This window comes from Thalassobacillus sp. C254, assembly GCF_001310615.1.
The window spans coordinates 16636-29701 of the sequence record NZ_BAXQ01000034.1 but is presented as its reverse complement, the minus strand read 5'-3'; the positions used below and the strand labels follow the sequence as shown (position 1 = coordinate 29701).

At 42.1% G+C, this 13066-nt stretch carries 8 protein-coding genes and 5 pseudogenes; 11 read left to right on the top strand and 2 right to left on the bottom strand.

From position 1 onward, the window contains the following. Nucleotides 1-1765 (top strand): annotated as a pseudogene (locus tag JCM19033_RS20160) (fructose-specific PTS transporter subunit EIIC); the annotation flags it as partial. A 145-nt stretch (nucleotides 1766-1910) separates the two neighbouring features. Here the strand turns inward: JCM19033_RS20160 and JCM19033_RS20155 are convergent. After that, nucleotides 1911-2216: a PepSY domain-containing protein gene (locus JCM19033_RS20155; protein WP_054637670.1), complete on the bottom strand. Its 306-nt coding sequence runs from the start codon at nucleotides 2214-2216 to the stop codon at nucleotides 1911-1913. Between the two features lie 182 nt (nucleotides 2217-2398). Between JCM19033_RS20155 and JCM19033_RS20150 the strand changes: the two are divergent. From JCM19033_RS20150 to JCM19033_RS20140, 3 genes and pseudogenes are all read left to right on the top strand, one after another. Then, nucleotides 2399-3471: pseudogene (locus JCM19033_RS20150) on the top strand (M42 family metallopeptidase). Nucleotides 3472-3680: 209 nt separating this feature from the next. After that, a complete protein-coding gene (locus JCM19033_RS20145) occupies nucleotides 3681-4808 on the top strand; it encodes a zinc-dependent alcohol dehydrogenase (RefSeq protein ID WP_054637669.1) in 1128 nt (375 codons plus the stop codon). 481 nt (nucleotides 4809-5289) lie between these two features. After that, nucleotides 5290-5829: a DUF84 family protein gene (locus tag JCM19033_RS20140; protein WP_054637668.1), complete on the top strand. Its 540-nt coding sequence runs from the start codon at nucleotides 5290-5292 to the stop codon at nucleotides 5827-5829. A gap of 153 nt (nucleotides 5830-5982) precedes the next feature. Here the strand turns inward: JCM19033_RS20140 and JCM19033_RS20135 are convergent, their stop codons facing one another. Further along, nucleotides 5983-6429 carry a YtoQ family protein gene (locus JCM19033_RS20135; RefSeq protein WP_054637667.1) on the bottom strand — a complete coding sequence of 149 codons (447 nt, stop codon included), beginning with the start codon at nucleotides 6427-6429 and terminating at the stop codon, nucleotides 5983-5985. Between the two features lie 116 nt (nucleotides 6430-6545). On the opposite strand from JCM19033_RS20135, the pseudogene JCM19033_RS20130 reads away from it, so the two are divergent. The 7 genes and pseudogenes from JCM19033_RS20130 to JCM19033_RS20090 all read left to right on the top strand — a co-directional run bounded on the left by JCM19033_RS20130 (nucleotide 6546) and on the right by JCM19033_RS20090 (nucleotide 12979). Continuing rightward, a pseudogene (locus JCM19033_RS20130) lies at nucleotides 6546-7585 on the top strand (PTS transporter subunit IIC). A gap of 18 nt (nucleotides 7586-7603) precedes the next feature. Then, nucleotides 7604-7927 (top strand): annotated as a pseudogene (locus tag JCM19033_RS20125) (thioredoxin family protein). Between the two features lie 187 nt (nucleotides 7928-8114). After that, nucleotides 8115-8915: a DUF1444 family protein gene (locus JCM19033_RS20120; protein ID WP_157049997.1), complete on the top strand. Its 801-nt coding sequence runs from the start codon at nucleotides 8115-8117 to the stop codon at nucleotides 8913-8915. A gap of 78 nt (nucleotides 8916-8993) precedes the next feature. Next, the gene (ytpR, locus tag JCM19033_RS20115; protein ID WP_054637666.1) at nucleotides 8994-9611 is read left to right on the top strand and encodes a YtpR family tRNA-binding protein; all 618 of its coding nucleotides are present in this window, start codon (nucleotides 8994-8996) and stop codon (nucleotides 9609-9611) included. A 322-nt stretch (nucleotides 9612-9933) separates the two neighbouring features. Continuing rightward, a complete protein-coding gene (locus JCM19033_RS20105) occupies nucleotides 9934-10221 on the top strand; it encodes a hypothetical protein (protein WP_054637664.1) in 288 nt (95 codons plus the stop codon). Between the two features lie 997 nt (nucleotides 10222-11218). After that, nucleotides 11219-12624 (top strand): annotated as a pseudogene (locus JCM19033_RS28540) (DNA translocase FtsK); the annotation flags it as partial. Between the two features lie 166 nt (nucleotides 12625-12790). Next, nucleotides 12791-12979 carry a hypothetical protein gene (locus tag JCM19033_RS20090; RefSeq protein ID WP_054637661.1) on the top strand — a complete coding sequence of 63 codons (189 nt, stop codon included), beginning with the start codon at nucleotides 12791-12793 and terminating at the stop codon, nucleotides 12977-12979. Nucleotides 12980-13066: the final 87 nt, after the last annotated feature.

The following is a 13066-nucleotide window of genomic DNA, read 5'->3' as shown; positions in this document are numbered from 1 at the left end:
TAAAGAGGCCATCGTCGCCCGTGAAGAACAGAGCAGCACAGGAATAGGTGAAGGAGTAGCCATTCCCCATGCCAAAACAAGTGCTGTAAAAACACCGGCCATTGCTTTTGGGCGTTCTCAAAGCGGACTGGATTACGATTCTTTGGACGGCCAGCCTGCTCATTTATTCTTTATGATTGCTGCCAGTGAAGGGGCAAATCAAACACATTTAGAAACGTTATCACGTTTGTCCACCCTGCTGATGGACCAGGATTTCCGTGCCATCCTGTTGGAGCTTCAACAAAAGAAGAGATTCTGATTGCCATTGATGAAAAAGAAAAAGAAAAGCTTGGTGGAGAAGAAGAAGAGGAAACAAGTGCGCCTAAAGAAGAGTCTGGAAAAAGGATTCTTGCGGTTACGGGCTGCCCTACAGGGATAGCCCACACGTATATGGCAGCTGATGCCTTGAAAGATAAAGCAAAAGAATTGGGTATTTCGATTAAAGTAGAAACGGCTGGATCAGGCGGAGTGAAAAACAAATTAACCTCTCAGGAAATCGAGGAAGCTGACGCGATTATTGTAGCAGCTGACACGAAAATTGAGATGGAGCGTTTCAGCGGCAAGCCGGTCATTCAAACAGGAGTGACCGATGGAATCCGTAAACCACAGGACCTCCTTGAAAAAGCTGTCAAAGGAGAGGCTCCTATTTATAAAGGGAGCGGCGAAGGAGCAAAGTCTGAGGAAGGGGAACAGACTCGAGGAGGGTTTGGACGAGGCATATACAAGCATCTTATGAACGGTGTTTCCAACATGCTTCCTTTTGTTATCGGCGGTGGTATTTTAATTGCAATATCCTTCTTCTTTGGAATTGAATCAGCAGACCCTGCCCATCCTGACTACAATCCTTTTGCTGCAGCCTTAATGTCTATAGGCGGGGAGCATGCCTTTGGACTTATGGTGGCGGTTCTTGCTGGTTTTATTGCCATGAGTATTGCTGATCGCCCGGGGTTTGCTCCTGGTATGATAGGCGGTTTTATGGCAACAACAGGAGATGCAGGGTTTTTAGGCGGTTTAATTGCAGGTTTCTTAGCAGGTTATGTCGTCATCGGCGTTAAACGACTTTTGGCTAATCTTCCAAAAGTCTTTGATGGAATTAAAACCATTCTTTTTTACCCATTGATTAGCATTTTTTGTTGTTGGTATTCTCATGTATTTTGTGATTATAGGGCCGATCAGTGCTTTTAATACGTTCTTAGAAGGCTGGCTTGGCGGCATGGGTACAGGAAACATCGTTCTTCTTGGTATTATCCTTGGAGGAATGATGGCTGTAGACATGGGCGGGCCAATTAATAAAGCAGCCTTCACGTTCGGAATTGCAATGATTGAAGCCGGAAATTTCGGTCCCCATGCAGCAATTATGGCTGGCGGTATGGTTCCTCCTCTTGGACTTGCCTTAGCAACTACTTTCTTTAAAAGCAAGTTCACAAAAGATGAAAGAAATGCCGGGGTAAGTAACTATTTCCTTGGGTCCTTCTTTATAACTGAAGGGGCGATTCCTTTTGCAGCTGCTGATCCAGGACGAGTGATTCCTTCGATCGTGATCGGTTCAGCAACAGCTGGAGGACTGGCCATGTTCTTTAATGCCGGGCTGCCGGCCCCTCATGGCGGGATCTTTGTTATCCCGACAATTCAAGGAAGTCCCCTTGCTTATTTATTAGCCATCGTCATTGGAGCTGTAGTAACTGCTCTGTTAGTCGGATTCTGGAAAAAACCAGTAACTAAATGATAAAGAAAAAGGTGTCTCCATAAGGTCATACTGATTAGTGACCGGAAGAGACACCTTTTTCTATTGCCTGTGGGTAACTTACGAAATAGTAAGCAAAAAGAGAGTATCGCCAAAAGTCGGCTTTTGGTGACACTCTCAATAATAATTATGAAGATAACTCAAGAATGGTTCCTGTTTTTGCATCTACCACAAAATCCATTTGCTTTGTTTCATCCTGTTCAGTGCTGGATATTCCGCCGCGATAGACTTTATAAACGAGGTTATCTTTATTGTATTTTTCGGGAGTCATATGGATCCATGATCCGTTAACCGGGATGTGGTCCTGCACGTTTTGTTTAACTACTTTAAGCGCTTTTTCAGGAGAAATATGTTCCCCGCCAATTTTGTCTTTCAGCAGGTAGCCTGCTAAAAAGCCAAGTCCTACACCAATAAGAATATCTCTGATTTTCATGCTTTCCCACCCTTTCTTATCAAGTAATTTCAAGTATAACTCACATCTATTAAATTTCCAATTAAATGCTTTATTACTATTCCTTTTTTTTCCTGTGTTGTTGAAGAGCAGGAAGGAAAGTAGATAAAAAACTATTATTTCTGTAAAATGGTAAAAGAATATTTAGATGAAGGGAGCTTATTATGAATCAAGAAACTCGTGAAATGTTTAAGACATTAACTGAATTACCTGGAGCCCCTGGGTTTGAACATGAAGTACGGAAATACGTTCGACAAGAACTTGAAAAATATAGTGATGATATTGTTCAGGATCGCCTCGGAGGAATCTTTGGGGTAAAGAAAGGAAAAGAGGAAGACCCAAAAGTCATGGTGGCAGGTCACATGGACGAAGTGGGCTTTATGGTTACTTCTATTAGTGAGAAAGGACTTATTCGTTTCCAGACCCTTGGAGGGTGGTGGAGCCAGGTTCTTTTAGCGCAGCGTGTTGAAATTATTACGGAACAAGGGCCTGTTATAGGAGTAATAGGGTCAACGCCGCCTCATCTGTTAGAAGAGGCACAGCGTAAAAAACCGATGGACATCAAAAAAATGTACATAGATATTGGTGCAGATAATAAAAAGATGCAGAAAGCATCGGTATTAAGCCTGGTCAGCAAGTTGTGCCTGTCTGTCCTTTTACTCCTATGGCCAATGAAAAGAAAATCCTTGCAAAATCGTGGGATAATCGGTACGGCGTTGGGCTGTCAATTGAACTTTTAAAAGAGCTGAAAGATGAAGTCATTCCTAATACTCTATATTCCGGCTCTACGGTACAGGAAGAAGTGGGGCTTCGTGGGGCGGCAGTCGCTGCGCAAATGATAAAGCCAGACATTTTCTATGCTCTTGACGCCAGTCCTGCAAATGATGCTACAGGCGGAAAGCAAGCCTTTGGTCATTTGGGTAAAGGAGCGTTAGTAAGAATTTATGACCGTACAATGATTACTCACCGAGGCATGAGAGAGTTTGTTCTTGATACGGCCGAAAGCAACAATATCAATTATCAGTTCTTTATCTCTCAAGGAGGTACAGATGCAGGAAGAGTCCATATGTCTAATGATGGTGTTCCATCAGCCGTAATAGGAGTATGCTCTCGATATATTCATACAGCAGCATCAATTCTTCATATCGATGATTATGCCGCTGCTAAAGAACTCATTACCAAGCTTGTGCGAACAACCGACAAGAATGCCTTGGAACAGATCCGCAGCCAGGTATAATATAGTTTCTTCCCAAAAAGACCGCTCCTAAAGGTGCGGTCTTTTATTGATGGGTCAGTTATCTAATAACACGGCTTCTTGGTGACAGAGCCTTTTGGAAAAGCCCTTGATGAGTTTTAAGAAAAACCATAAGGCTTATGCTTCATACGTTTAACCTTTGAATAAATCGGTAAAGAGATAACTAATCTTTAGGGAAGGGTGTGTAAACTTTGAAAGCAGTTACTTATCAAGGGCTCGATGATATTCAAGTAAAGGAAATGGAAGATCCTAAAATACAAACAGGTGACGACATGGTTATTAGGATAACGGCATCAGGGATCTGCGGATCAGATTTACATCTTTATAAGAATGGGATTCCTTTGGAAGAAGATTACATTATAGGGCACGAGCCAATGGGGATCGTGGAGGAAGTTGGTCCGGAAGTAAAGAACTTGAAAAAAGGTGACCGAGTTGTTATTCCATTTAACGTGAGCTGCGGAACTTGCTTTTATTGTGAGCACCAGATGGAAAGTCAATGTGATGAAGCAAACCCTCATGCGGATAATGGCGGCCTTTTTGGATACTCTAAGCAATTCGGAAACTATCCTGGCGGACAGGCTGAGTTTTTAAGAGTGCCTTATGCAGACCAGACCTCTTTTAAAGTTCCAGAAAGCAGTGAGCTGGATGATGAAAGTGTCTTATTTTTATCCGATGTAATTCCGACTTCCTGGTGGAGCGTGGAAAAGGTTAAAAAAGGTGATACTGTCCTTGTGCTGGGCTGCGGTCCTATTGGACTCATGACTCAAAAGCTGGCCTGGATAAAAGGTGCAGAAAGGGTAATTGCAGTGGATCATGTGCCGCACAGACTAGAGCACGCAAGAAGAACAAACAATGTGGAAGTTTACAATATGAAGGAAACAAAGGAAATAGGAGCACTGCTTCATGAAGAAACAAAAGGCGGTGCAGATGTAGTGGTGGATTGTGTAGGGATGGACGGAACCGTTCACCCAGAAGAGGAGTTCGGTTCTGATGCTGATAACCAGGCTGGTACAATAAGTCCAATTGTGACAGCTTCTCAGGCTGTCAGGAAGTTTGGTTTGATTCAATTAACAGGTGTATATGCTTCGGCAGCTAACGATTTTCCTCTAGGGGATTTATTTGGACGAAACGTGTCGCTTAAAATGGGGCAGGCACCAGTCGTTCATATGATGCCTAAGCTATATGAAATGGTTGAAAATCGTGAGTTTGATCCAACGGATATTATCACTCACCGAATGTCCATTGATGAAGCTCCCGAAGCTTACAAGATTTTTGACAAAAAAGAAGACGGCAACATTAAAGTAGTGTTGAAGCCGTAAACTCAGAATCCCTTTACAGGGATTCTAGGGCTGTTGAGAAATTCATCTCAACAGCCTTTTTTAAATTAATAAATCGATTATTCAGATAAATAAAGTGTGATTAAGATAACTAATCCACTAGAAAAACAATTTACACTTTTCATGTGCTACAGACGGACTCTTTTACCTAAAGGCACAAGTGCGGAAATCCGTTAACTAGAAACACTATTACGAATAAGCAAGTACCTCTTGTGTATATTAGAGGGCTCTCTGTATGTACTGATAAACCGGATTGTTTTTCCTTGATCAAATAACACGAGACGCTAGCGGGAAAAGCAAGTGCTGAAGATCCATCGGGGTGATTTCCCCCGATTAGCTGAAGCCTTGCCCGCTGCAAGCGAGTGTATAACTGAACAATCAACTAAATTATTTGTTTAAAGTTAGTCTATACTTTTAGTACATGGAGTTTGTTAATCACGATTAATGTGTGAGGTGGAGGATTATGCTAATAGGAGTCGGTTCAACGAATAATGCGAAATTAAAAGCTGTGGAAGACGCTCTTCAAGAGTGCAAGATTGAGATTCAAGGAATAAACGCACCATCTCAAGTCAGAGACCAGCCGTTAACTGACGAAGAAACAAAAGAGGGGGCAGTAAACAGGGCGATTTACTGTATTAAGCAAAATAAAGATATAGTGATAGGAATTGGCCTTGAAGGAGGGGTCACAAAAATGGAAGACGGCTTGTTTTTGTGTAATTGGGGAGCACTTGCGGACCAGGAGGGGAGAATTGTAACAGCCTCCGGGGCAAGAATTTTACTACCGGAAAATGCTGAGGAAGATATAGAGGCGGGCCTTGAATTAAAAGATATAATAGAAAAGATTACAGGAAGAAAAAATGTACATCAAAGCGAGGGAGCTGCAGGTCTTTTGACAGCTGGGTTCGTACATAGAAATGAATTATTTTCCCATGTTATCAGACTCCTGTATGGGCAATGGTTGTATCAAAAAGCGGAACTGGAAGGTGACCAGAGGGGGAGATAAACACTACCAGCTCCCTCTGTGAGCAGTCATTGCTCACGAGGAAGCTGATATGTTGCCCGGTGCCATAACAGGCATCGTGAATACAAAATGAAGGGCAGCTTGATCAGAGCTGCCACTTGCCTTCCGATAAAGCGTAGAGAAGCTAAGTACTTTTTAATTGGCTTCAAAAACGTAGGAAAGAGCTTTTAAGGCTTGTTCTTTCGTTTCAACTACAACATTTGCTTTGTTTGCAAGCTCCTTTACAGGGTGATGAAGCTCTTTTGGTCTTACGATAATTAATGGCTTATTTAAAGAAATGGCTGTAGCAGCGTCCATAGCTGTGTTCCATTGTTTGTACTTCTCTCCGAACAGCGCGATCACCACATCTGCTTTTTGCAGCAGGATTTGAGTACGGAGATTATTAAATGCTGATGCAGCTTCATCCTTAAAGATGTTGTCTGGCTGTTCACCTAGAATTTCTTCTCCAATATTATCGGAGCGGTCATGATTTTCCATAGGGCCAAAAAATTGTAAAGGAAGCTCCCATTCACTGGCAGCCTTTCGAAATTCTTCCCGCCAGTTATCATGGATTTGTCCTGCTAAGTATACATTAAGTTCCAAAAGTGGTTCCTCCTCATTTTTTGTATTTTTCTGATTCCATTTAACTATAATATTCTTGTAAAGGTATTTGCAAACAAGTATGATAATAATCAGGCACATAAATTGTCACATTTACAATAAAGGGAGAGGAAAGGCATGAAGGACTTTTTTTACGTAAAGGTGTAAAGTTATCTGTAAAGACATATGGGGTGACTGCACTGAGTTTCATGGCTTTGGGGCTTTTTTCCTCCTTAATCATAGGTTTAATTATGAGAACGTTAGGGGAGCAGTTAGGAAACTATCCTATTGGTCCTTTTTTTGAGGATATGGGCACACTGGCCATGGGATTAATGGGACCGGCTATCGGTGCAGCCGTGGCCTATGGATTAAATGCTCCTCGTCTGGTTTTATTTGCGGCTATTGTGAGCGGTGCCGCGGGAGCAGAACTGGGCGGGCCTGCTGGAGCTTTTTTCGCTGCACTATTGTCAACAGAAATAGGAAAGCTTGTCTCCAAAGAAACGAGAGTGGATATCATTGTTACACCCTTTGTGACCATTTTAACTGGGTTTACGGTTGCGAATTGGCTCGGACCGGTGATTAATTCAGGATTAGTTCAGTTCGGCCAGTTAATCATGTGGGCAACAGAACAACAGCCTTTGTAATGGGTATTCTTGTAGCCAGTTTAATGGGACTTGCCTTAACAGCTCCTATTTCAAGTGCTGCTATAGCCATTATGCTGGAGCTTGAAGGTCTGGCAGCGGGGGCTGCTACAGTAGGATGTGCAGCACAAATGGTTGGGTTTGCTGTAAGCAGTTACAGAGAAAATGGAATGTCAGGGCTAGCTGCACTAGGGATCGGCACCTCTATGCTTCAGGCACCCAACGCGTTAAAAAACCCTCTCATCCTCATTCCTCCTACTGTAGCAGGAGCTGTTCTTGCACCGCTTTCAACGATGGTCTTTTTTATGGAGAATAATGCCGCTGGAGCTGGAATGGGGACAAGCGGACTTGTTGGGCAGATCATGACCTTTTCTGTCATGGGGTTTTCAGTTGATGTTCTGTTAGCGGTTCTTCTTCTGCATGTTGCAGGGCCTGCCGTTATTTGTTTCCTTGTTTCCGAGTGGATGCGAAAGAAAAATTGGATTAAACTAGGAGATATGAAAATCGAACAAGGATAAGAAGGAGGGCCAATAACGGTGGAAGCTTTACTTACAGCAGGTGATTTTGAAAAAGCGATACAAGGAGAAAAAGTAATTGTTATGTTTTCTGCTGATTGGTGTCCAGACTGCAGAGTGATTGAGCCTGTCTTACCAGGTATTGAAGAGAAATATCGGGATTTTACTTTTTACCATGCCGTTCGTGATGAATTAATAGAAATCTGCCAGGAATAAGATGTGTATGGTATCCCTAGTTTTATTGCTTTTAATCGTGGGAAAGAAGTTCATCGTTTTGTAGATAAAAAAAGAAAAACAGAAGAGCAAATTATTGAATTTATAAAAGGTACAATAGAAAAGCTTTAACAAAAAGACTCTCCCCGCTTTCCGGCAGCCGATTTTGGGAGAGTCTTTCTCAATGGCCAAATCTTCTTGTGAGCCGGCATCTGGCATACTGGATACAGGCTGGGGTCACAATAGTTGGGAATGGAATTTACACATGTTAAAATAAACCGATAGACGGATACGGACAATTGAGGTGAGATGATTGAGTATTAAAGATATAAATGATTTAAAAGAGGTTTTAGAGAAAAGGCTAGGAGGAAAAGATAAGTCGATCAGCTTTGATAAGGAGCAAAGTGTGCTCCGGGTAGAATATCTCCCCCTTAAAAAAGGGGTAGACCTTGACTTAAACAAACTCTTAGCAAAATACGAAAACAAGCAGGAAAAAGCAATAGACGAAATTGTCTATTACATTACCACTTCCTTTGAAGCAATGAACAAAAGCATTACGTTAAAAGGGAAAGAATCCTATATATATCCAGTGATTCGTTCCACTTCCTTTCCTACCGAAACTAAAGACGGGCAGCCGCTTTTATATGAAGAGCATACAGCAGAAACAAGAATTTACTATGCTCTTGACATGGGGGAAGCTTATACGATGCTTGACAAGGTAACATTGGAGCGGGAAGGAATGAGCTTTGAGGAAATCAAAGAAACAGCACAATTTAACCTGCGTGCCTTATCCTACAATATTAAAGAAGACCAGGTGGCGGGAAACCGTTTTTATTTTATTAATTCTAATGATGGATATGATGCAAGCAAGATCCTGAATGAGGCGCTTTTAGAAAAACTAGAGAGAGACGCAGAAGGGGATTTGGCTGTAGCAGTCCCTCACCAGGACGTTCTGATTGTGGCTGACATTCTAAATGAACAAGGATATGACGTTCTTGGACAGATGGCCTTTAAGTTTTTTGGAGAAGGCCGTGTACCTATTACAGCACTTCCTTTTCTTTATGAGAAAGGTCGGTTGGAGCCAATCTTCATCCTTGCCCGCAAGAAGCCTAAGGAGTAGGAAATAAGCTGTAAGTATGTGTTACAATATACCTTGGCTTAATAACTGAATATACGGCATAAAAAGGAGTTTTTGAAGATGAATATTTTTTACAATGGCACAGGAATAGGAGACGTGCTCCTTGTTTCACTAAAAGAAATCCCTAAAGAAGAACGTTTAGTTGAGCGTAAGGGAGATGTAGCACGTTTATTTGACAAAAGAAACGGTCAAACAGTGGGCTTTAATATATTTAACATTTCTAACATCAAATCCATTAATGGCACGGGAATGCTTCCTCTAACCGATGAATTGCTTGAAGCGATAAATAAAGCACTGGAACACAACGATTTTGAGGAAACAATAGAAGCTCCAAAGGAATCTAACTTTGTAGTAGGTTATGTGAAGGAAAAAAGTAAACACCCTGACGCTGATAAGTTAAGTGTCTGCCAGGTAGACGTTGGAGAAGAAACGCTTCAGATTGTGTGCGGAGCACCGAACATTGAAGAAGGCCAAAAGGTCCCTGTTGCAATGGTTGGAGCCTGTATGCCAACGGGAATGAACATTAAAGCTGCAAAGTTAAGAGGTGTGGAATCAACAGGAATGATCTGTTCTGCCAAAGAATTGGTCCTTCCGGATGCACCACGCGAGAAGGGGATTTTGGTGCTGGATGATCGCTTTAAGGTTGGAGAGGATTTTCTAGAGCAGTATCACGGTTAAATGAAGGTACGACTTATGTATGAGTTTTCAAAAAAACCATTGGCAGGGGCTAGTGGTTTTTTTGTCCTTCGTTAAAATAAGAGTACCTCTGTCACTGCGGGTGAGGGAAAAGGAATAAGTTAAAAAAGAATATGATTAACAATAACTATAGAAAAAAGAAACGGGTGATGAAAGACGTGCCTTTTAGCTTTCAAGAAATGATGAAAAAAATGCAGAAGTTTTTTTCGGAGAAGAGGATAGTACATTTCCCTCTTCAAAGCAGGAACAAAAGCCCGAACGATCCTATGGAAGGGTTCATTCTGAAGGTGAAGTAGGAGCAAAAATGCTTCACCAGTATCCTGAAAAAGGGAATTTTCGTTTTCCATTGAACGTTGATGATACCCATCCGCCCCGGAATCGAAAGCCGGTTGCTCAAAAGACGAATAACGGTCCTTCCCCTATGAAGGACAGGAAAGTTTCAAATAGTAAGGGAGCGGATGCCAACTCTACCAATACATTTCGCAGCCCTGCAGAAAAAGAGGTTTTTCAGAAAAGAAATATCAAAATGAAGAATGATGAAATTGGTGAAACGAAAAAAACGGAAACAGGGACAAAGAAAAGAAGAAAATGACAGTGCCCAGCATAAATCGCTGTTTTCTGGAACAAACTTTGAGCCGCAAAGCATACCTTCACCGGTTTTTGGCTATGAAAAGGTTCCGCTCCATCAAGATTACTTAAAAAAGAGATCGGGGAAAATCTCCTATCAAACCTCTGAAAGAAGTATACCCTCCCCTTCCATTTTAAGTGAAAAAGAAGAAGGGTCTTTTTCTGAGAATAAAAAAGAGGAGACAGGAAGGGTATATAATTCTTCAGCTACTTCAATAGAAGAGGTCGCAGCCATCTCCGAATTGCTCAACAGAGCTCAAAGAAAGAAGCCAGAGCCTAGAAAGGTAGAAAGCTTTTATGTAGGGAACCTTGAGGAAGGAAGAATTGTCCGCCCCTCTGAAAGGGATTTTGAGGAGGATCCAGAAGAAAGCTTTCACAAAGAGAGTTTCCAAGAATCAGAGAAGGAGAATGTAAGTCAAATACGTGCAAAAAAGGCAGAGGGGTTCAACGATTCTGCTTGGCAAGCGACCGAAGACCAAACAGGTCAAGAAGTTCACGAGGAGGAGATCCTGCAAGAGAGCGTGGAAAGCTCTTATTTTGATGAAGAAAATTCCATCTCTAAGGTAGAAGGAGAGGTTTCCAAACAAGAAGAGGAAAAAGGAAAAAAACACACCGCTTTTGATCAAGCTTCCAGCTTACCTGAAGTGGAAACACCCTCTCTTCACAAAAGCGAACCGGTGATTGCCAAGAAAGATACTTCCAAAGATAACTCCAATGAAGCTATGGAAAACGGACTGAGTAATTCAGGGAAAGAAACGGCTCCTCAAGCCGCCAGGAAAGAAGCAACAGAAGTTCGTTCTTTACAAAAGGGAGAAAAAACGAACCCGTCGAAAAGGAAGAATGAGACTGGGCAATCATCCGTTCCTTTCAACGTCCTTATGTATCCAAAAGACCGTATGAAATCAGAGAAAAAAAAGAACCTTCACTCCGGGGGAGGCAGTAATAACTATACAAAGCCAAGTATACAATTGTTAAATATCCCGCCCAGAAAAGAGACGTCGGGTGAAAATGCTTTAGCTGAGCAGCGAGAACTTCTGGAAAGAACGCTTCATAACTTTAATGTTGATGCAAGAGTGGTAGATGTAACACAAGGACCTTCTGTAACGAGGTTTGAAGTACAGCCAGCTCCAGGAGTAAAGGTTAACAAAGTAACAAACCTGACAGACGACATAAAAATGGCAATGGCTGCAAAGGATCTCAGAATGGAGGCTCCAATACCAGGGAAGAATGCAATCGGTATAGAAGTGCCTAACCCGGAAAGCACCCCGGTGTTTCTCCGTGAAATATTAAGGCATGAATCTTTTATAAGAAATGAGTCTCCTTTAGCCGTTGCCTTGGGGCTGGATATTTCCGGGGCTCCGATCGTAGCTGATTTACAGAAGATGCCCCACGGGTTAATAGCTGGAGCAACTGGTTCTGGAAAGAGTGTGTGCATAAATTCCATATTATTAAGCCTTCTGTTCAAGCTTCACCGGAAGAAGTAAAGCTTATGCTTATTGATCCAAAAATGGTTGAACTTGCTTCATATAGGGAAATCCCTCATTTAGTCACTCCTGTCATTAATGACGCGAAAGAAGCAACAGCAGGATTGAAATGGGCTGTTCAGGAAATGGACACTCGTTATGAGAAACTGGCTCACGAAGGTGTTAGAGATATAAAGAAATATAACGAAAAAGTTACGAAAAAAGGACGCCCTGAAGATAAAATGCCTTATATGGTCATTATCATCGATGAGCTTGCAGACTTAATGATGGTCTCGCCTCAGGATGTAGAGGATGCAGTTTGCCGAATTGCCCAAAAGGCAAGGGCGTGTGGCATGCACCTGCTTTTAGCTACTCAAAGACCTTCTGTGGATGTCATTACAGGCTTAATTAAGGCCAATATTCCAACCAGGGTTGCTTTCTCAGTTTCATCCCAGGTCGATTCAAGGACGATTCTGGATATGAGCGGGGCTGAAAGATTAATAGGAAAGGGGGATATGCTTTTCCACGCAAATGGAGCCTCCAAGCCGTTACGCGTCCAGGGAACCTTTGTATCAGATGAAGAAATTGACCTGGTAACAGAGCATGTACGCCGCCAGCAAAAACCAGCGTATTTCCTTAAAAGAGAAGAGCTTGTCAAAAAACATCAACGCCAGGAAGTAGAGGACGATTTATTTATAGATGCCTGTGAGTTTGTAACAGAGCAGGGCAGTGCCTCTTCCTCACTTCTGCAAAGGCAGTTTTCCATTGGATTTAACCGGGCGGCAAGGTTAATTGATATGATGGAAGCAAAAGGAATTATATCGGAAGCAATGGGGACAAAACCAAGGAGAGTGCTGCTTTCTATGGAGGATATCGAAGAGAAGGTTCTTCAGGAGGAAGCATAAAAAGGAAGAGAACTTGTCTTCTTCTCAAAGGTTCTATATGATAGATATTAACACAAAATAATCCTACTAACTGTTGCAGCATCTAATCAGTAATGTTCACGAACTGCTCTTTTGTGTAGATAGAAATGAACACCATTTGACGATACTTCCTAAAGGGGGCAATGTCATGGAGCAGATTCAGTTGAACGACCTTTTAGAATTCTTCTCCCCAGAATGGATATCCCTTCTGAGTGTTGAAGAGCGAGATGTACCAATAGTGTTACAAGATGGATTAGGGAATTTAGAAAAGAAGGACTTACTTGAAATTGTAGAAGCTGTCATTATGCAGCAAGGTGAGCGCACGGTACAAAATTAGCTTACAAGATTTTCTTTAAAGCCCGTGACATTATGTTGTTCACGGGCTTTTACCAATGAAATATGCAGACAAGGCTAAGGAGTAGGA